This is a genomic window from Nakamurella multipartita DSM 44233 (assembly GCF_000024365.1).
Taxonomy (GTDB): Bacteria; Actinomycetota; Actinomycetes; order Mycobacteriales; family Nakamurellaceae; genus Nakamurella; species Nakamurella multipartita.
This window is the reverse complement of the sequence record NC_013235.1, coordinates 3,947,892-3,968,073: the sequence shown is the minus strand read 5'-3', so window position 1 is coordinate 3,968,073 and position 20,182 is coordinate 3,947,892. Positions and strand designations below refer to the sequence as shown.

Sequence of the window (20,182 nt, the reverse complement as noted above, 5' to 3'; positions counted from 1 at the left end):
GCATGCTGTGGCGGGAGGTGGTCCGGTGGATTCGTTGCCCGCGCCGCGCGATGTCGCGATGCTTCGTGTTCCAACGATCGGCCGGGTCCACCGGACTGGTCGGGGTCCGTGGGAGGTGCTGGGCGCAGACGGCGAGCCGGTGCTGGCGTGGGTGAGTTTCCGGGGCGAGCTTGTCGCCGGCGGGTGTTCCGCCGCGACGTGCCGTTCCTACGCCCACGACATTCTGCGGTGGCTGCGTTTCCTTGCCGCGGTGGGCGTTTCGTGGCAGCAGGCCGGCAGGGTCGAGGTGCGCGACTACGTGCGGTGGCTGCGCACGGCGGCCAACCCAGCCCGCGACCGGCGCACAGCGGCGGGTGGCCGGCCACCGGCCGGGACGGTGAACACCGCGACGGGCAAGGCCTACCTAGCGGCGGGGTATGCGCCCAGGACCATCAACCATGCGTTGTCGGTGCTCAGCGAGTTCTATCGGCACGCCGTCGACGCCGATCTCGGCCCGTTGCGGAGCCCGGTGCCGCTGCGGCGGAGCGTGACCCGGTTCCCCGGCCAGTCCACGGCACGAGCGGCTGTCGGCGGCCCGGCCTATCGGCAGCGGGAACCGGTCGCTCAACCCCGCGCGCTGTCCGAGCCGTTGCTGCAGCGTGTGTTCGCGGCTCTGCGGCATGACCGGGACCGTGCCCTGATCGCGGTGGCGTTGAGTTCGGGGGCGCGGGCGAGCGAGTTGTTGTCGATGGTCCGCAACGGGATCGACGTCGGCTTGGGTGTGGTGTCGGTGGTTCCGAAGGGTCGACCGGGTCGGGTGTGGATACCGCTGGCGCCGGAGGCGCTGGTGTTGATTGGCCGTTACCTCGCGGCGCAACCACTGGGGTTACCCGACGACCCGGTGTGGATGACGATCCGTCGGCCGGCTCATCCGTTGACGTATTTCGCGATGCGTCAGGTCCTGGAGCGGGTCAACCAGGAGCTCGGCACGAACATCACCTGGCACGACTTCCGTCACACGTTCGCGCATCGGCTGTTGGCCGACGACCGGTTGTCACTGACGGATGTGCAGACGCTGATGCGGCACCGCAGCCTGACGACGTTGACGGACTACTCCGCGGCCAGGTTGGACGAGTTGGTGACCCGCTTGCACGAGCACCTGGCCCGGCCGGCGCCGGCGCCCACCGTGGCCGTGGGCTACGACCAGGACGACATGCAGGTCCTGTTCCCGGGTTTGACACCGTGACCGGCTCGCCGGACACCGGCCGGGTGCAGACGTGGCGGCCCGGCCGGCCGGTCCCGGCGGTGCAGGCGGCGCTGGCCGCCGGCGGTCTTGACCGCTTGGACCGCGAACAGCTCGAGCCGCTTATCCGGGCGTTGATCTCCGAGGTCCTCCCACCGTCGCAGGTCGCCGCCGGTCGAGGGTTAGGCGCCCGGGGAGCCCGCCGCGTGTTGGACTGGCTGGAGCAACAGGACGGCGTGACGTGGAGACAGCGGTGGGACGCCGGCGGTGGCCCCAACGGGTCCGGGTGGAATGCGTGGCTGCAGGCGATGAGCGGCACGACCCGCAACGTGTCTCGGATGGCGATCGACGCTCTCATTGTCCTGCAGGCGATCCGACCAACCTCCCGGTGGATGTTGTCGATGAGCCGGGCGCGGTTGTGGAGTCTGTGGACGACGTATCACGACGCCGACCTGTTCGACCGGATCCGGAACCTGCTCGAGGCGGGCACACCAGCGATCCGGGTCCGGGTCGTCACGTTGATCGAGCTGTCCCGGATGTCGATCAGCTCCGGCCGATCCCTGGCGGAGTTGCGGGCGGCTGATTTCCTGGCCGAACGGGAGGTGCTGATCGAGGCCGGGATGCGCGGCGCGATGTACGTGGCCTGGACGTACGCGCGGCGGGCCGGGCTGTTGGCAGGGGAACCGTTCGAGCTGGGTGAGGTGCTGCGAGTCCGACAGCGGACGCCGGCGCAGCTGGTCGCCCACCACGGGGTCGAGAATCCCGCGGTCGCGGCGATGTTCGTCGACTACCTCACCGAGCGGCAGACCTCCTGCGATTACAGCACTATCGCGGGCCTGGCCAGGATGTTGCTGAAGCTGTTCTGGGGCGACCTGCAGCGGCACTACCCGGGGAAGGCCGACCTGGCGCTCACGGTCAGCGAGGCCACCCAGTGGCGGCAGCGGATCGCGACGCTGCCCAACGGGAAACCCCGCCGGGACCTCGGCCATGTGGTGAGCGCGGCCCGCGCGCTCTACCTGGACATCGCGTCCTGGGCCCACGACGACCCGGCACGCTGGGCGCCATGGGCGCGTCCCTGCCCGTTCAACGGCCGCGAGACCAGCCGGATGCAACGGCAGAACACGCAGCGGCAAACCGCCGCGATGGCCGCCCGCACCCGCAGCCTGACGATGGTGGTGCCGCAACTGGTCAGCAGCATCGCCGAGACCCTGCGAATCGCCGAGAAGCGGCTGCGGGCGGCGACCGGGATCCCGGCCGGGGAAGAGTTCCTACTCGACGGCCAGGCCTGGCGGGTCGCGCCGAACACGCACACCGGCGGCTACACCCGAACGCAGGTGTTCGTGCTGTCCCCGGATGGCCGGCAGCTTGATCTGACCGCCGAGGAAGATGCCGCGTTCTGGACGTGGGCGGCGGTGGAAGTGCTACGGCACAGCGGTATCCGGATCGAGGAGATGCTCGAGCTCACTCACCTGTCGATCCGGGCGTTCCGCAAACCCGACGGGCAGGTCGTGCCGCTGATCCAGATCGCGCCGTCGAAGACCAACATGGAACGGGTCCTGCCGGCCAGCCCGCAACTCACCCACGCGTTGAGCCGGATCGTGGCCCGGCAGCTGGCGCACCAACAGGCTGCGCCGGTCGACGACCGCGGGCCGATGCTGCCCCTGGTCTCCCGACGGGACGAGTACGAACTCACCTACAGCACACCGTTGCCGTTCCTGTTCCAACGCCGACTGGGCAGCGGCCGCCGCACCGTGATGAGCGGGGCGTTCGTCCGCAACCGACTCGACAAGGCCGCCGTCGCCGCGGGACTGCGCGACACCGACGGCGCCCCGATCCGGTTCACCCCGCACGATTTCCGGCGCCTGTTCCTCACCGACGCCGTGACCAACGGGCTGCCCATCCACATCGCCGCCCAACTGGCCGGTCACGACGACATCAACACCACCCGCGGCTACGTCGCGACCTACCCGACGGAGGTGTTCGCCGCCTACGACTCCTACCTCGCCCGGCGCCGCGCGCAACGCCCCGCCGACGAATACCGCTCTACAACACCGGAGGAACTGCAGGAGTTCGCCGAACACTTCGGCCGGCGCCGGGTCGAGCTCGGCAACTGCGCCCGCCCCTACGGCACCGGATGCAGCCACGAACACGCCTGCATCCGCTGCGACTACCTGCACGTCAGCGCCGACCAGGCCGGCCGCCTGGACGCCATCGAACAGGACCTGCACAAACGAGTCGACCGAGCACAGCAGCAACAGTGGTTCGGCGACCTCGACCAGCTCCGGGTCACTTTGGAACATCTCAAGGCCAAGAAGGAACAGGTGGCGCTGTCCCCAGGCAGCGACGGCTTGCCGATCGACTTGCTGCTCACCGCACCACCGATGACGATCCCAACCGGACAACCAGGGGTTGCCGTAGCTTCTCGACGAGGATCGGGCGGATGTGCCGGACCGGCAGTGCTCAATCATCACGGCGTCGCCTGAAGGCGCCGGAGTTGATCAACAAGCCTCGCGGCCGCCGGTCGAAGAAACTGAGCGCGCCACCATCACCGGGTCGCCGTAGCAACGGAACGGATCTGGGTGTTTTGGTGATCTTGCTGGGTTAGTCAGGCGGTCACGTGGAGTGGCCGGTGTCCTTCGCGGCGTAGTTCGGCGTCGAGATCGAAGGAATACGTGCCGTAGAAGTTGATGTGGTCGTGCTGCGCGGGGTGAGGTGGGCGGCGATCTCGTCGTCGACGTCATGTCCTTCCATGCGGAGGGCATCGAGCGCGTCGGCGAGGTAGGTGGTGGTCCACAGCACGCAGGCGTTGGTCACCAGGGTCAGGCACAGGGCCTGGTCGATCTGGTCGTCGAGGTGCCGTCGGCGGACGTGGCCTTGGTGGGCGAAGAACAGGTCGCGGCGCAGCGCGTGCAGGCTCTCGCCCTTGTTCAGCTGACGCCGCACCCGGCGACGGAGTTCTTCGTCGGCGACGTAACGGCAGACGTAGATCGTGCGGATCAGCCGGCCGTACTCGTGCAGCGCCCTGGCCAGGCTGGATTGCCGACTGCTGGCGTGCAGCTTGGCGATGAGCAGGCTGGCGGTGGTGTGCCCGAACTTCATCGAGCCCACCAGGCGGAGCATGTCGTTCCAGTGCTCGGCGATCAGCTGGGTCTGGATCGGTTGGCCGAGCAGCGGTCCGGCGTGCGGGTAGCGGGCGCGCCAGGTCGATGCTGCGCCGAGGCGGTAGAGCTGTAGGCGGCCGATGTCGCGGATGCGTGGGGAGAACTGCAACCCGGCGAGGTGGAAGATCGCGAACGTCGCCAGCGTTTGGCCGGCGGTGTCGACGGTGTGCTCGCCGAGCGGCAGATCGGTGGGGTTGCCGAAGATCTCGTCCAGCACGGCGACGGCTTCGCGCCAGGTCGTCGGGATGACCTTGGTGCCGTACGTGGAGTGTTGATCGGAGACGTGGGTGTAAGTGGTGGTGCCCTCGTCGAGGAAGTACCGGGACAGGGCGCGGGCGGTGAGGCTGCGGCCGCGCTGCGGGAACCGTTGCCCGTCGGACGAGGACAGGGTGCCGCCGCCCCACAGGGCAGCGAGTGGATTCGCGTGGTGGGCGTTGACCAGCCGGGTGTTTGCTGCGCGCAGCGTGTCTTGCCGCAGGTACCACTGGGAGGTCCAGGCCAGTTGGTCTTCGGAGATGCCGGAGGCGTCGGCCATCCCGGCGTAGCCGAGGTTGCAGGCGTAGGTGATCAACGCCGCGTACAGGTTGCGGCGCAGATCAGGGTTGCGGGGCTGGGCGCCGCCGGCATGGGTGAACTCCTGGCTGAACCCGGTCATCTGGTCGACCTCGATCAGCAGTGCCGGCAGCTGCACGCGCGGTAGCCGGGTGGCACACGCCGCGGCGAGTTCGTCCGCTGCGGCCGGGACCTGCTCAGCGGCGAGCGGCGACACGATCAGATCACCGTCGTCGCCGAGGCGGGCCAGGCCTTCGGCCGAGGGGTCGGCCAGCACGGCCTCCAGAGAGGCGATCGCCGAGTGCAGTTCGCCGTCGAGTCGGTCGAGTTGCCGGTGCGGGTTCGCGTCGGCTCCGGTGAGGGTGCAGAAGTCGTCGCGTTGGACGGCCCACCGCTCGACCGGCAACAGCAGGGCGGCGGGGTCGGTGTACCGGCGTGAGCCGGGCACCCACAGGTCACCCGAACGCAGCCCGGCCTGCACCCCGTACAGCACGGCGAGTTCCCAGTAGTGCCGGTAGGCCGCGCCGCGGCCCTGTCCGCGGGTCGCGTCCAGGTAGTCGCGCCAGCGGGCCGGGACGAATGACGTCGCCTCCGCCGTGGCCGCGTCGTCGGGCACCATGCTTCGTCCGGCCGTGTTCAGCTCCCGCAGCACGGCGACTGCGTCGAGCAGGGACCTGACGGCCGGGCTGGCGGTGTTGCCGGTCAGCGGCAGCGACGCAATCACGGCTGGGGTGAAGGTGCGCAGGTATTTGTAGCGGGCGGCGAGCAGATCGAAGTGGCCGTGGTCGCGCTGCTCGCGTTCCCCGGCGGGCCGGCGCGCAGCGACCAGACGCGGCATACCGACCCGTTGGCGCACCAGGCGGCCGGCGGCGGCGTCGGCGACGCTCGGATCGGCCAGCACGTCGAGGATCTCATCGAGCAGCCGGGCGCGGTCGGCTTCGGCCTTCGCGCGGTCGACCAGCCGCTGCGACAGCTCGTGCCGGGCGCGGGACTCCGCGCCGGCCAGGGCCTGGTCGAGCAGTTGGACCAGCTCGTCGAGCACCTCGACGTAGGTCTCGGCGAGCGTGGCCAGCAGCACCGGATGCCGGCGGTCGACATCGGCACGCTGCAGGGCTTGGTTGGTGGAACGCCGGCCGATCTCGGCCAGCAGCCGGCGCCGGCCGGCCGGCAGCCGGGACAGGTCCAGGGTGTCGGCGCCGTGCCCACGCAGGAATTCCAGCTTGTCGATCTCGGCCTTGAGCACCTCCGGGGTCGCGGCCGTCGCGCCGCGGCGCAGCCAGGTCAGCCGGGTGATCCCCAGATCCGGGTCGACGTCGAGCAGCCCGTCGAGCTGGCGTGGCCGAGGCGGGGACAGCAACGGTCGGAGCCGGTGATAGGTCTCCGCGCGGGCGGCATCACGCGCGGACGCGATCCGCCTCGTCAGCGCGTCGGCCGCCGGCCGGACGATGTGTTCCCCGCGTAGCCAGTCGCAGGCCATCTGCAGCAGCAGCGTGGGCGCGTCGTGCTCCAACGCGCGGGCGAGCAGGAATTCATCGAGCTGCTTGCGCTCGCCGGCGGCACACCAGCGCCAGCCGAGCCGGGCCAGCACCTGGGCCCGGTGGGTGCGTCGGGTCTCTCCCCGCCAGCCGCCATAGGCCACCAGCAAGCCGGCCGCCTGATCAGGGGCGACCGCCAATGCGGCGGCCAAGCGGTCCAGGGCGGCTGCCGGGCACGCGCTCAGGTCGTCCGGGATCCAGCCCAGCCACGGCAAGGCGCACAGCTGCACCATCACACCCAACCGGTTCTCGACCCGGTTGAAGCCCGCGACCCAGGACAGGTCATCGCTGGACAATGAATCCCCCCGGCGTGTCCGGAGGCTGTCTCAAACGGTGAGTCCGGCGGTTTGCTGGGCTCGGTGGTGAGCGTAGAACGCGTCCTCGAGTTCGGCTGGTGGGATGTCGCCGCAGTACTCGTGCAGGCGTCGGTGGTTGTACCAGTCGATCCATTCGGCGGTGGCGAATTCGACGGAGTCGATGCTGCGCCAGGGGCCGCGGTGACGGATCACTTCGGCCTTGTACAGGCCGTTGATTGTTTCGGCCAGGGCGTTGTCGTAGGAGTCGCCGACGCTGCCGACCGATGCTGCGATGCCGACCTCGGCGAGGCGTTCGGAGTACCGGATGGATGTGTACTGGGACCCGCGGTCGCTGTGCGCCACGACGTGTTCCACAGTCCGGTCGGCCCGTTGACGGGTCCAGATGGCCTGCTCCAACGCGTCCAGGACGAGCTGTGTGGTCATCGTGGTCGCGACCCGCCAGCCCAGGATGCGGCGGGCGTAGGCATCGGTCACCAACGCCACGTACACCCATCCCGACCAGGTACTCACGTAGGTGATGTCGGCCACCCACAAACGATCCGGCACGAGCGCGCCGAACCGTCGTTGCACCAGGTCAGCGGGCCGCTGCGCACCCGGATCGGCGACCGTCGTCCGCTTGATCTTGCCCCGGCGGACACCGACCAGGCCGGCGGAGCGCATCAGCCGTTCCACGGTGCACCGGGCCACCGAGACGCCTTCCCGGTTCAGCTGCAGCCACACCTTCCGGGCACCATAGGTGCCGTGGTTGTTCTCTGTGTGGACCCGGCGGATCTGCTCGAGCAGGGCCGCATCCCGCACCGCGGCCGGCCGCGTCTGGGCGGGCCGGGCGGCGTGCTCGTAGTAGGTGGACGGGGCGATCCGCAGACCCAGGTGCTCGGACAGGACCTTGCAGATCGGCTCGACTCCCCACCGCAGACCGCCGGCCTCCCGGCGGCCTGCGTGGCGGCGGATGAACTCCGCGATCAGTGGGAAGGCCGGTCGAGCTCGGCCGCGAAGAAAGCCGAAGCTGCCTTCAGAATGGCGTTGGCGCGCTTGAGTTCTGCGTTCTCCCGACGCAGCCGGCGCAGCTCGGCCGACTCCTCCGAGGAGGTGCCGACCCGGGTCCCGGTGTCGACCTCGGCCTGCCGCACCCACTTACGGACCGTCTCGGCAGTACCGACGCCGAGCAGCTCAGCCACGCGGCTCATCGCCGCCCATTCGGACTCGTGCTCACCCGCGATCTCCGCGACCATCCGTACAGCCCGCTGCTTCAGCTCCAGCGGGTACCGCCTCGTTGAATCTCCCGGCATGACTCCAACCTTCCCAAGCTCTGGAGTCTCCGGACACGCCGGGGGGATTCACAACGTGAAGTAGGTGACCGCGTCGGCGACGTCGATCTCGTCCGGCCAACTGCTGAGCCGGGCAAGCTCAGGGTCGGACGGGTAGCGAACCGGCATCTCGCCTCCAGCCGGCTCGGATGGCCGTCACCGCACGCACGCTAGCCAGCGGCCACCGGCACGGGCAAGGTGCCCGTATGGGGATCCCGTTGCGGGACGCCGATTGTGTGTCTCGTCGCAGCATCGACAGGACAGCGACCTTTCATTCTCTGGGCCGCGCCCAGCTCCGGAAATGTCCGCGGCCGTGAAAGAAAAAGTTCGAGGGCGGCCTCGAGGATCGCCAACGTGCGTGCTTCTGTCGGCAACGCTCCAAAGTGAGGCCGATCCGACGATCGAAAACGAGGCCACCGGTTCGTGGCTTCAGTCTGCGGTGTCGTGGGTTCTGATGCTGGGCAGGGTGTCGATTCCGCGGTTGCGTAGCCGGTAGCTGGCGCCCTTCAGGGTGAGAACGTCGGCGTGGTGGACGACTCGGTCGATCATCGCGGCGGCCACGGCCTGGTCGCCGAAGACGCCGCCCCAGCCGCTGAACGGCAGGTTCGATGTGAGGATCAGCGAGGCGTGCTCGTATCGCGATGAGACGAGTTGGAAGAATAGGTTCGCCGCGTCTTGCTCGAAGGGCAGGTAGCCGACCTCGTCGACGATGATCAGCCCGTAGCGCCGCAGCCTGGCCAGCTCTTGCGGTAGTCGTCCGGCGCGGTGGGCGTCGGTGAGCCGGGTGACCCATTCGGTCGCGGTCGCGAACAAGACGCGGTGGCCGTGGTTCGCTGCGGCGATGCCGAGCCCGGTGGCCAGGTGGGTCTTGCCGGTGCCGACCGTTATCGACGGTTTGGGCTCCTGCGAGCGACATTTGCGCTGGTCATGACGTTTCTGCGATCGATGCAACGTGAGCGGTGTGGTGCCGGGCGCAGCTGCCCTTGCGGGCGAGTTCGCGGCGAAGTTCAAGGTTCTCCCCGTGGGCTTGCGCGAGCGCGTCTTTGAGGGTCTGGATCTCTTGCCGGTGCCGCTTCTTGAGCTGGGTGATCTGGGCGGTCAGGCTCAGGACGAGCGTGCTTTCCGAGTCCGGTGGGTTGGCTGGCGTCGGTCCCGGGCGGCCGCGGGAACGTAGGTGCTCGATCCGCGCGCGGAGGTCCGGGCTGCCGTAGAGGAAGGCGTGCGAGACGCCGGCTTCCCGTTGAACGGCCTGGAAGGTGACGGACTCGCCCCGTTTGACCAGCGCGCGGATGCCTTGCTCGGCGGCCTGGGTCTTCGCGGCTGATTTCGCTTTGGCTGCGGCGGTCAGCGTCGCGGCGCGTTTCGCGTTCGCGTCGGTCATGGCCGGGTCCTGCGCCTGGGTCCGGTGAGTGCCAGGGGCACCGGGCCTGTCGGAGGTGCGCCGCATCCGCCTCCTTGCACCGCCCGTTCGGGGTGGTCGGCCATCGTGTCCAACAGCCGGGTGAGCGCCGCTTGCTCGGCTCGACGCTGCGCGAGCCAAACATTGTCCTCGGGCATGGCGCGACCGTGCTTCTCCCGAAACGCGTTGGTTGTGCGTGTGATCAACGCTTCGGTCTCGGCCTGTTGGCGTCGTAGTGTCGGCTCGTGGGTCGCGTCGGTGACGAAGACCGAGCAGCTCAAACATGCGTTGCCCTTGTCGCAGGATTGGAGCGGGGGCAGCAGGCACCAGCCGTTGGGCAGGAACCGGTCGGCCCGGTCGAGCAGGTGCAGGCCGTCGTGGTCCTCACGGGAGAACTGGACCCGGCTGCCGTCGGCCCGCAGCTTGACGGTGGCCAGGAACGCCTGCTCGGCGTGTTCCTCGCGCTGCGCCACGTAGTGCATCGACATGGTCGGTGTGGCGTGCCCGGCGTACCGCTGCAGGACGTGGATGGGCAGGCCGAGTTCGGCGAGCCGAGTGAGCTTGGTGTGTCGGAACCGGTGCGTGTTGCTCAGTTGCAGTTGCCGGCCCTGGCCGTCGGTGATCCGCGCGACGTTGCTGAGCTCCCGGAGCATCCAGTTGTAGGTTCCCGGCGGGTAGGGCTTGTCGCCGTTGCGGTTCCCGGTCCGCTGCACGAACAGATGCCGCGGTTCGAACTCCGGCAGGTGTTCGCGGACCCAACGCTGCTGCTCCTCGATGACCGCGGAGACCTCGCGGTCGACCAGGATGGTGTCCGGCGCGGTGTCGATCTTGCTTTGGGCGTAGCGGAACCGGACGACTTCCTGGTCCTGCCCGGACTGCACCGAGATATCGGGAGCCGGTGACAGGCAATCGAACTCGCACGTGCGGATCTCGCTGGACCGACGCCCGGTCAGGATCTGCAGCAGGATCATCCGCATCGCCTGCGGATCGTCGAAGCCGGCGGCGAGAACCTGGGTGCCGTCGCCCCGGGTGATCGTCATCTGTTGGTCCCGGGGCAAGCCCAGCAACGGCAGCGCACCCGGAATCTGGGCGAGCGCGTGGTCGTCGACGTAGTGCCGGTCGTTCAGGGTGGGTGTCCGCGGGATGCGGGAGACCTGGCGGAACCATCCGGCCACGTGGGTGTCGGTGACCCGATCCCAGACGGCGTATCCGGTGACGATGTGGGCCCGGTCTCGGTTGGCCACCATGAAGGTGAACAGATCTGCCACTGCCCGGATGTCGTCGTTGATCAGGCGCGGGTGGGCCGGCTTCGGGGGCGTCCGACGGTCGAACGTGCCGGTCTTCCGGTGGCCCGGTTCCATGGCCCAACGTCGATATCTGTCCGCCTGCCCGGCGGCCGCCGCTGGATCGCCGAGCACCTCGATGGGATCGTCCAGGCAACTGGTCAGCCAGACGTCGAACCGGCGCAGGCAATTCATCCGGTCCTGGCTCACGGTCGTCCAGCGCAGCGCCCCGGACTCCAGTTGGGTCCCCAGGTACCACTTGACGGCTTCCCGGAGCCAGGGCTGGGTGATCTGCCCGGGCGAGCACCCGTAGTTGGCCTGTGGTTCCCGGGTCGACAGCGGTATCCGCGGATCACAACGTGGATGCCACTCGTCGAGCGTCCACCACGGGCCATCGTGGCAGCGGGCGATCAACGCCTGCCGGGCGAACCGGAACAGCACCCGCAGCCGGCTACGGCTGTCCTTGGGTGGGAGCCGCCCCCAGCGGTGCGCGTAGAACCACCCCTGCAACGCCGAGGCCGTCTCCCAGTCCAAGGCCAGCATCGAGGTGGGGAACGGGTGCCCCTCGCGGATGGCGCGGCGCAGGATGTTGGCCAGCTGGTTCATCGCCAGCACCGTCGATCGGGTCCCGTCGACGGACTGCCAGTGCGCCATCCACGCGAGTTCGGCCGGGAACGGGTCAGGCAGCCCAGTCAGATCGATTCGCCTGTCGCCGTTTTCGGTGATCCGGTCCCAGTTCGCGATGCCGGGTCCGATCACCGGACCCCGCCACTGCTCGGGCAGCTCCAGCCAGAGCCGATGAACGGGATCCAGGTCCTCGGCGGGCCGAAGGCCCCCGCCCGGTTCACGGCGCATCGGTCACCCGCCAATTGGACGCGTACGACGTCCAGTTCGCCGCCGCCCGCAGCGCCTCGTCCTCGCGGACCCAGCCGTAGAGGTCCAGCGTGGTCTGGACGTGGGCGTGCCCCAGCCGACGGGACACCACCCACTCCGCCGTGCCGGCCAGCAGCAACGCGGTCGCGTGGCTATGCCTGAACCAGTGCGGGGTCCACCCGGGCGGGCCGATCCCCTTCTTCCGCAGCGCGGCCGTCTTGTCGCGGACGGTGCCCTCGTGCAGCGCAGCCAGCAGCGGCGGCCGTTGCAGGTTGACCAGCAGCGGCGAGTCCGCCGCCACCGCGATGCCCATATCGGCTGCTGTGCAGGCCAGGAGGGTCAGGTAGTCGGCGAACAGCCGCTCGAGATCGGCGCCGACGTAGACCCGGCGGGGACGCATCATCTTCACCCGCGCCCCATTGGTGTTGTCCGCGCGAGGCACGATCTCGATGAACGGGGTGCCGCCGCGACCCATCACGAAGTCGCTGATCCGCAAACCCAACGCCTCGCCGATCCGCATGCCGCTCTCCGCAAGAACGGCGAAAAGCAGCCGGTCACGCAGGTTTCCGACCCATTCACCGGTGTCTGGATCGTAGGTGGCGCAGCCATCCAGGATCGCCTGGATCTGCTGGGGCATCAGCAACGGCGGACGATGCCGCCGGCTGCGGCGCACCCGGACCAGCGACGTCGGAGCGGGCCCCGAGCGGGCATCCAGATGGGACAGCAGCCCCCGGGCCACTGCCCGCCGCGGCGCTCCACGCATCAACCGGCCGGCCACCGGAACGCCGGACACGGCTTCGTGCCACGTGTAGAAGGAGATGACCGCGGCCAGCCGCGCCTGCATCGTCTCCGGCGACGGCCCGTCCTCCGGCACCAGGGAACGCTCGACCCGGCGCCCGTTGCGCATCCAGGACACGAACGCCGACACCGTCGGCACGCCGATCTCGTTCCACCGCCCGGACTCGGCCCGCTGTTCAAGGAACGTCCACCACTGGCTCAGCGCGGTCGCGTACCCGCGGACCGTGTTCGGCGACCAAAGATGCCGGTGGGCCTCCAGCCACTCCTCGACCGGTCCGACCGTCCGGTATCCCTGATCGATCACCGTCCACGTGCGAGGCCCGCCGTCGGGTCGGGCCATCACGCTCTGCGCCATCGTTGCCGTTCCATCTCGTCGAAGAAGACCCGCTGATTGCGAGGAAACGACGATGGCAGGACGTCAGGACAGGGCTCGGTGATGACAGTGATGAGGGCGCGTCAGGAACCGGGGATAACGGGCGGGCCGAGTAGGACGACGTTGCGGGCTTCGGTGAGGAAGCCACCCGATGCCAGGGCGGCGATCTGTTGGCGCGTGGCGGGTTGGGCGTCCCAATCGAACTCCTCGATCGTCTTGCGTGCGGCGAACCCGGCCGCGCGGATCCGTAGCTGGGCGCCGGATGCGTTGCGGGCGGCGACCTCCCGGTCCAGGACCGCGGCGAGGTACTCCTCGTGGGTCCAGCCGGCGTCGCGGGCGTGGTCGGCCAACCGGGCTGCTGCTTCGGTGATCCGTGGCGCCTTCAACGCCGACGCCAGGTAGGTCAGCTGCTTGAGCGCCTCGGTCGTGCCGCTGTTCGTCTTCGCCGAAGCCATTACGCCACCTCCTCGCCGTCGGTCAGGCCGCCGGTGATGAGCCCGAAGGCGCGGTCGTAGTCGGCCAGGTCCCGGGCAAGTTCGTCGTGGTGGCCGGGTGCTGGTCGGGGCAGTTGGAGCTGCTCGCGCAGCGCCTTCGCGGCCGCGACGTGGGCGGGGTCGGTGACGACCTGTCCGCGGGCCCACACTCGTTCATGGGCTGCGACGAGGCGTCCTTCGTGGCGGACCTGGACTCGTGCCAGGTCGGCGGTGACGTCGACGAACCGGCCGATCACTGCCGGGTCGACGGAGTAGTCGTTGCTGTCGACGCGGACGTAGTAGTCGCGTCCCAGCCGGACTCGGTTGATCCAACCCACCGCTGGCGGCACTGGTGGCAGGGGCAGCATCGCCGCCCGGTCTGCATCGAGCCGGTCGATGGGTCGGGCCTTGATGGTGCGCACCACTCGGGCGTTGGCGATCGTGAGCCAGTCGGTGAACTGGGCGTCGAAGTCGGCCGGCGACGTGAAGTCGCGGCCGGGCATGAAGGAGGTCTCGAAGTAACCGTTCCTGCGTTCCACGACGCCTTTCGATTCGGGGTCGTAGGGCTTGAGCCGGATCAGGGTGGTGGCCAGGGCGCCGGTGAACGCGCCCACACCTTCAGCGTGGCGCTTGCCGCGGCCGATGCCGGACTCGTTGTCCCAGATCAGCCTGCGCGGGACCCTGCCCAGGAGTTGCAGCAACAGCCACATCGCCAGCAGGAGGTCGGCGGTGTGGCGGGTGGGGATCATCTTGGCGACCATGAACCGCGAGTGGGCTGCGGTGATCACCATGACCGGGAGCAGCGTCTTGCTGCCGTCCTCGAGCCGAATCTTCTTCGGCGGGAACCACAGGTCGCACTGGGCCGCATCGCCGGGCAGCCAGATCAACCGGTCCGAAGGATCGGCCGGCCGGTGTTCAGGCCGCAGCTGCCGCACGTTGTCGCGGAACCAGGTGATCGACCCGGTCCAACCGACCCGCTCGGCAATGACGGTGGCCGGCATGTCCGGCGTCGTGGCCAGCAGTTGACGCACCGCCGGTTCGAACGGTGTGAACGAGGTCGGCACCACTGGCCGCTCGTACTTCGGTTGCCGGTCCGAAGCCAACGCCCGCGCCACCGTCGCCCGCCCGATGCCCAGGTCCCGTGCGACCTGGCGCTGCGGAACACCGTCCGCCACCAGCCGCCGGATCAGAGCCCAATCCTCCACAGAGATCACCCATCCAATCTGTCTGGGTGGCCTCGTTTTCGGCCGTCGCTTTGGCCTCGTTTTCAAGCGTCGTCGACAGCTTCGCCGCGCAACTCATAGGAGCCGGACTCAGCAGCACGGGTGTCTTCGGTGGGAGCAATATGCTTTTCACGCGTCGTCGACGCTCCAGACGACGGCTTCATCGACTACGGGCGTAACCGGGCTCTTCCCAGATGAGTGACGTGTGTCTGACTTAATGACGCATTTCGGCGTTTGATTAGCCAACATCGTCGGGCTCCGGGGCGGGTGGTTGGTGTTGGTCGTTCCGGTGCTCGCGGTGCCAGGTTAGCCGTCGTTGGCGGGCGGTTTCCAGGCCGGCCTGGCGGGCCTTGCGGATCTGGGCTCCTCGTCCTTGGTGTTCGTCGTTGGGACAGACGTAGCCGATGCCCTGGTGCAGCCGGACCCCGTTATAGTGCGCCCGCACCTGGTCCAGTTCGGCACGCAGCGTAGCCGGGTCGCGGATGGCCAGGAGGTGCGGGTACTCGGCCTTGAGGTGCCCGTTGAGGCTCTCGATCCACGCCTGGTCGGTCGGTGTGCCGGGCCGGCCGAAGTGCTGGGCGATCGCGCACAACGCCATGAACTCGCGGGTCGACCCGGAGGTCATCTGCGGGCCGTTGTCCGAGATCGCCAGCAGGATCGGCCGGTGCTCGTCGTCGACGCCCAGGTCGACGCGGCCGTCGTCGTGCCGGGCGTCGACCAGCTGTAGCAGCCCCTCGGCGTGCAGGGCGCGGGTGAAGCCGACCTGCACCTGCGTCGAGGTCTCCTCGGCCGACACGACCGTGCTCAGCCACTTGCGGGAGACCAGGTCCTCCACGATCAGCACCGCCATCCCGGCCCTGGTGAAGTGCGTTGTGTCGTAGATCCACAGACTGTTCGGCTTGTACTCGGCCCATTCCGGGAACGGCCGCTTGGAGCTGCGGCCGGGCTTGGGCAGCGGCCGGAAGTGCTTGTCCGCCAGGAACAACACTCGCCGCACCGTTGATGGTGACACCCATACCCGGCCCAGGTAGGAGCCCCGGTGGGCCAGCTTGCGATGACTGCGGTCGGTCTCGCCCCACTCGTCGAACAAGGCCAGGACCGCGGCCACCTCATCGTCGAGCAGGCCGTGCATCGGCGACCCGCCCGGCGGCGAGTCGGCCAACCGTCCCTCGGCTCGGCGGTCCAACCAGCGGTACGCGCGTCGCTCGGGCAGCTCCAGTACGCCGCACGCGTCGCGTAGGGACCAGCCGGCGTCCAGCGCCTGGTCCAGCAGCGTGAGCAGCTGATCCTTGATGGCCGCCTCGACGCGGCGCGGGACCCGGCCATCTAGGCCCAGCCGCCTTTTCCCTCGACCAGGGTGAGCTTGACCGCCATCTGCTTGACCGCCTCGGACAGCCGGGCGATCTCGGCTTTCGCGGCCTCCATCTCGTAGTCCCGCTGCGCCGCCGCGACGCCGGGCTTGGACGCAGCGAGCGCGGCCAACGCACCCTCCTTGGCGACGGTGCGTATCCGCATGATCGTTGATCGGTCGACCTGCTGCTGCTCGGCGGCCTCGGCGATCGTCACCTCCTGCCGGACCAGTTGCAGCCAGATCTCGTACTTCTCCGAGGGCGTCAGGAACCGCTTGGTGCGCCGGCCGGCACGGTCCTTGCCACGATCGGGTTGGGTCATCTTCGGATCCTCCGAGACGGGTCGAAGGAGTCGTCGGATGTTGGCTGATCAACACGCCGATCTCTGACACGAAGTCAGAAGCAAAACATGAGGGTGTAGGTCGGCCGGGCGCGTCGGTCCGCAGATAGACGTCGAGGTCTCCCGACGATGGAGGTTCCTACGCCATCCATCCGAAAGACCTCGACGTGACCGACGCTACCCCGCCGGCCGGCTTCGGCCGCCCTGACCTGACCGCCTTCGCGGCTCATCCCAATCGACCCTGATCGAGTCTGCTGACCCCCTCGACGAGAACGCAGCGACATCACAGCCACCCAACCCCGACCGTCTGGGAAGCCGGGGCACGTCTCATGGCCTGTGCTGCGGGCGTGTCGAGCGGGTCGTCCAGGGGCGACGCAGGAACGTCGACGCGACGTGCTGAGAGGTGGTTCCAGTCGAGCACTAGGACACCGGCTACAGGCATGACGATAGGTCAGGAACGGCGTCGCTCCCTGCGCAGGAGGGAGCGCAGAGTCTCGGCGTTCGCGTAGCCGACCCGTAGCGCGATCTCGGCGGAGGTGAGGTCCGTGGTTGCTAAGAGGTGCCGAGCTCGTTCGATGCGAAGCCGTTGGACGAAGCCGAGCGGAGTGAGGTTGAGCGCCGCACGGACTCGTCGTTCGAGGGTGCGCCGGCTGGTGCCGAGCGACTGCGCGACGAAGGCGACGTTGAACGGTTCGTCCAGGCGGGCGCGCACGAAGCGTTCGAACTCGACGACGATCGGGTCCTCGTGCCGGAGATGTTCGTAGGCGACGAAGGCCGCCTGCGACGGACGCTCGTCGATGATGAGGAGCTTGGCGACATGTTGGGCCAGGTCGGGGCTGATCGATCGCACGAGTGAGAGCGCGAGGTCGATGTGGGCGAACGCGGCGCCGGCGGTGACGAGGTTCCCGTCGACCACGACCATGGTGTCGAGATCGAGGGCGACGGTCGGATAGCGCTTCAGGAACTCCGGCCCCAGGAACCAGCTGGTCGTCGCCCGCCGATGATGCATCCGTCCGGTCTCGGCGACGGCGAACACGCCGGTGCACGCCGCGGCGATCCGGGTGGTCGCGTCGTCGAGGCGCCCGAGCGAGGCGATGACCGAACGAGCATCTCGGCTCTGGAGGGCGTCGTGGGTCGCGGCGGCCGTGAGGGTTCCAAGCGCAGGGACGACGACCACGTCGAACTCTGCGGACTCCGACAGCGGGTGGTCCACCGACAGGGTCATCGATGCCGTCGTGGTCACTCGCCGTTTCGGTCCGAGGATGGCGAGTTCGATCGGGTCGATCCGCGGGTCGACATCGCCGCGGGCTCCGTCGGCCACCCGCACGATGTCGATGACCGACGCGACAGCCGAACCGAAGCAGCCGTCGATCGCGATCAGTCCGATACGCATGGCGCGAACAATAGCAATACTGCCGTATACGCCACTTCTCACATGCCCTTGCTCGTCATACGCTGAACTCGCTTCACCAAGAAACCTCGACACCTAGGAGAACCCCTCATGTCCACACCCGCATCACTTCCGTATGCCTTCGTCGCCAAGATCGTCGCGGCCGATGGACAGCACGACGCGCTCGCCGATCTGCTCGCCGGCGCTGTCGCGCTCGCCAACGAAGAAGAAGGAACGATTGTCTGGTTCGCGGTCAGGACCCACGCCGACACCTTCTGGATCTTCGATGCATTCCCCGACGAGGCCGCTCGCGACGCCCACGCCAACGGCGCCATCGTCGCAGCCCTGATGGCCAACCAGCACCTCCTCGGCGCAGCACCCGAGATCCTGGCGGCCGACGTCCTCGCGTCCAAGCTCCCGTAGTCCGCCAACGCACGAGACGATCGCGCCCCGCCGAGCCGTCGCCAGGTCGCGACGCAACGCCACGCTGCGTTGCCGAGCGGTGTGAGGCCTATCGGCACACGGACAGAGAGCCGGCCGCGAGCGCTCAGCCGGCGAGGGGTCCGTCGCAGAGGAGAGCGACGTCGGTGTCGGGCAGAGCCGTGAGGCCAGCGCATCGCGCGACCACCAGGACCGAACCGCCCCTGCCCTGCGTTTGCGCAGGGCAGGGGCTGTTCGCCGGAGCTGCCTGTCGGAATCGAACCGACGACCTAATCACGTCGGCTTTGCGTCTATCGCTTGATGCGCCCACTGGGCGAACGAGCCGCTGACCTGCGCAAACGCCGAGCTTGGGGGACGCCGCCATCCGGTGGTGACCGACGACGACCGACCAGTACCGACCGTTTCACCGGAGCTTGCGGCGGCGTCGAAGCCGAGCAAGCTCCATTCCTTTAGCTCACCGCGCCCCCCTCCTCGCCGGTCCCGTCGTCGTCGAAGACGTTTCAGGGGTCTTCTCAGATGACGGTGTAGGTCGGCCGGGCGCGTCGGTCCGCAGATAGACGTCGAGGTCTCCAGACGACGGAGGTTCCTACGCCCTCCATCCGAAAGACCTCGACGTGTTCGACGCTACCCCGCCGGCCGGCTTCGGCCGCCCTGACCTGACCGCCTTCGCTCGACTCGACGGCCTCGGTCTGAGCGTGACCGGACAACGACTTGAACCGGATCGTGCGGTCCTCGCGTGCCGCGTGGTGGAACCAGATCAGTGGTGCCGACGGTGCGGCAGCAAAGGCGTTGCTCGTGACACCGTGATCCGGCGGTTGGCCCACGAGCCGCTGGGCTGGCGACCGACCGTGCTGGAAGTTGTAGTGCGCCGCTACCGCTGTGCCGACTGCGGACACGTGTGGCGCCAAGACACCAGCGCCGCGGCGGAGCCACGCGCGAAGCTCTCGCGCACCGGGCTGCGGTGGGCGCTGGAAGGGATCGTGGTCGCACACCTCACCGTCGCCCGTGTCGCCGGGGGACTCGGGGTCGCGTGGGACACCGCCAACAACGCGGTCCTGGCTGAAGGCAATCGGCTGCTGATCAACGACCCCACGCGGTTTGAGGGCGTGAAGGTCATTGGCGTCGATGAGCACGTCTGGCGCCACACCAGGCGTGGCGACAAGTACGTCACCGTGATCATCGACCTCACCCCGGTCCGCGATGGCGCCGGCCCAGCAAGGCTGCTGGACATGGTCGAGGGCCGGTCGAAGGCGGCGTTCAAGACCTGGCTCGCCGACCGCGACGACGCCTTCCGTGACGCGGTCGAGGTGGTCGCGATGGACGGCTTCACCGGGTTCAAGACCGCCGCTGCAGAGGAGATCCCGGACGCGGTCACGGTGATGGATCCCTTCCACGTCGTGCGCCTGGCCGGTGACGCCCTCGACAGGTGCCGGCGCCGGGTCCAACTCGCGATCCACGGGCACCGTGGGTTCAGGGACGACCCGCTCTACAAGTCGCGGCGCACGCTGCACACCGGCGCGGACCTGCTCACCGACAAGCAGAGCGACAGGCTACGCGCGCTGTTCGTTGATGACGCTCACGTCGAGGTCGAGGCGACCTGGGGTGTCTACCAGCGCATGATCGCCGCCTATCGCCACGAGGACCGGCAACGTGGCCGCGAGCTCATGGAGAAGCTGATCACCGACCTCAGCGCCGGCGTCCCCAAGGTGCTCACCGAGCTCACCACCCTGGGCCGGACCCTGAAGAAGCGAGCCGCTGACGTGCTCGCCTACTTCGAACGACCCGGCACCAGCAACGGGCCGACCGAGGCGCTCAACGGACGGCTCGAACACCTGCGCGGCTCCGCACTCGGGTTCCGCAACCTGACCAACTACATCGCCCGAAGCCTGCTCGAGACCGGCGGCTTCAGACCCCAACTCCTACACCCCCGATTGGGATGAGCCCGTAACCGTGCGCGAGGATAGTGCGCAGGCCGATAATCCGGGGGTGTCGGGAATGCGCTGCGCGACTTCGGGTCCGCCTTGCGCAGCCAGATCAGTGCCTCGCAGTGATCTCCAGCTGGCGTTCAATGGCCGACTTGGCCAGCTCGTCGGCAGCGAAGCTCGCCGCGGTCAGCCCGAGCGCCACCCACATGATCGATCTGCAC

General features: G+C 68.7%; 13 protein-coding genes and 2 pseudogenes. 4 read left to right on the top strand and 11 right to left on the bottom strand.

Features of this window, described 5'->3' with window-relative positions; translation table 11 throughout:
* Positions 1–58: 58 nt before the first annotated feature.
* A complete protein-coding gene (locus tag NAMU_RS17855) occupies positions 59–1,225 on the top strand; it encodes a tyrosine-type recombinase/integrase (RefSeq protein ID WP_041369126.1) in 1,167 nt (388 codons plus the stop codon).
* On the top strand, positions 1,222–3,705 hold the full coding sequence (locus NAMU_RS17850) for a site-specific integrase (RefSeq protein WP_015748771.1): 2,484 nt from the start codon (positions 1,222–1,224) through the stop codon (positions 3,703–3,705). The genes NAMU_RS17855 and NAMU_RS17850 overlap by 4 nt, the downstream gene beginning before the upstream one ends.
* Positions 3,706–3,835: 130 nt before the next feature.
* Here NAMU_RS17850 and NAMU_RS17845 read toward each other — a convergent pair whose 3' ends face one another.
* The 11 genes and pseudogenes from NAMU_RS17845 to NAMU_RS17790 form a co-directional block, all read right to left on the bottom strand.
* Complete coding sequence (locus NAMU_RS17845; protein WP_015748770.1) at positions 3,836–6,766, bottom strand: Tn3 family transposase; 2,931 nt, start codon at positions 6,764–6,766, stop codon at positions 3,836–3,838.
* A gap of 30 nt (positions 6,767–6,796) precedes the next feature.
* Positions 6,797–8,076 (bottom strand): IS3 family transposase gene (locus NAMU_RS17840; RefSeq protein WP_138180138.1). Its coding sequence is split into 2 segments (ribosomal slippage): positions 6,797–7,788 and positions 7,788–8,076, totalling 1,281 coding nucleotides; the frame shifts between segments, so codons are not numbered across the junction.
* A 447-nt stretch (positions 8,077–8,523) separates the two neighbouring features.
* A pseudogene (locus tag NAMU_RS17830) lies at positions 8,524–8,973 on the bottom strand (ATP-binding protein); the annotation flags it as partial.
* Between the two features lie 46 nt (positions 8,974–9,019).
* Positions 9,020–9,475, bottom strand: coding sequence for a DUF6262 family protein (locus tag NAMU_RS17825; RefSeq protein WP_015746537.1), 456 nt, complete (start codon positions 9,473–9,475; stop codon positions 9,020–9,022).
* Positions 9,472–11,631: a tyrosine-type recombinase/integrase gene (locus NAMU_RS17820; RefSeq protein ID WP_015746536.1), complete on the bottom strand. Its 2,160-nt coding sequence runs from the start codon at positions 11,629–11,631 to the stop codon at positions 9,472–9,474. Before NAMU_RS17820 ends, NAMU_RS17825 begins: the two co-directional genes overlap by 4 nt.
* Positions 11,621–12,802, bottom strand: a complete 1,182-nt coding sequence (locus NAMU_RS17815) for a tyrosine-type recombinase/integrase (RefSeq protein ID WP_015746535.1) — start codon at positions 12,800–12,802, stop codon at positions 11,621–11,623. Before NAMU_RS17815 ends, NAMU_RS17820 begins: the two co-directional genes overlap by 11 nt.
* A 119-nt stretch (positions 12,803–12,921) precedes the next feature.
* Positions 12,922–13,275 (bottom strand): annotated as a pseudogene (locus tag NAMU_RS17810) (ATP-binding protein); the annotation flags it as partial.
* Positions 13,275–14,507: an IS21 family transposase gene (gene istA / locus NAMU_RS17805; protein ID WP_041369125.1), complete on the bottom strand. Its 1,233-nt coding sequence runs from the start codon at positions 14,505–14,507 to the stop codon at positions 13,275–13,277. The gene istA and the pseudogene NAMU_RS17810, both read right to left, overlap by 1 nt.
* 247 nt (positions 14,508–14,754) lie before the next feature.
* Complete coding sequence (locus tag NAMU_RS17800) at positions 14,755–15,678, bottom strand: integrase core domain-containing protein (RefSeq protein ID WP_015747798.1); 924 nt, start codon at positions 15,676–15,678, stop codon at positions 14,755–14,757.
* A 164-nt stretch (positions 15,679–15,842) separates the two neighbouring features.
* Positions 15,843–16,187 carry a hypothetical protein gene (locus NAMU_RS17795; protein ID WP_015747797.1) on the bottom strand — a complete coding sequence of 115 codons (345 nt, stop codon included), beginning with the start codon at positions 16,185–16,187 and terminating at the stop codon, positions 15,843–15,845.
* A gap of 469 nt (positions 16,188–16,656) precedes the next feature.
* Positions 16,657–17,598, bottom strand: coding sequence for a GlxA family transcriptional regulator (locus NAMU_RS17790; protein ID WP_015748767.1), 942 nt, complete (start codon positions 17,596–17,598; stop codon positions 16,657–16,659).
* A 108-nt stretch (positions 17,599–17,706) separates the two neighbouring features.
* Between NAMU_RS17790 and NAMU_RS17785 the strand changes: the two genes are divergently transcribed.
* Positions 17,707–18,018 carry a putative quinol monooxygenase gene (locus NAMU_RS17785; protein WP_015748766.1) on the top strand — a complete coding sequence of 104 codons (312 nt, stop codon included), beginning with the start codon at positions 17,707–17,709 and terminating at the stop codon, positions 18,016–18,018.
* A 632-nt stretch (positions 18,019–18,650) separates the two neighbouring features.
* Entirely contained in the window at positions 18,651–19,976 is a 1,326-nt protein-coding gene (locus NAMU_RS17780; RefSeq protein ID WP_041369122.1) for an ISL3-like element ISPfr2 family transposase, read from the top strand.
* Positions 19,977–20,182: the final 206 nt, after the last annotated feature.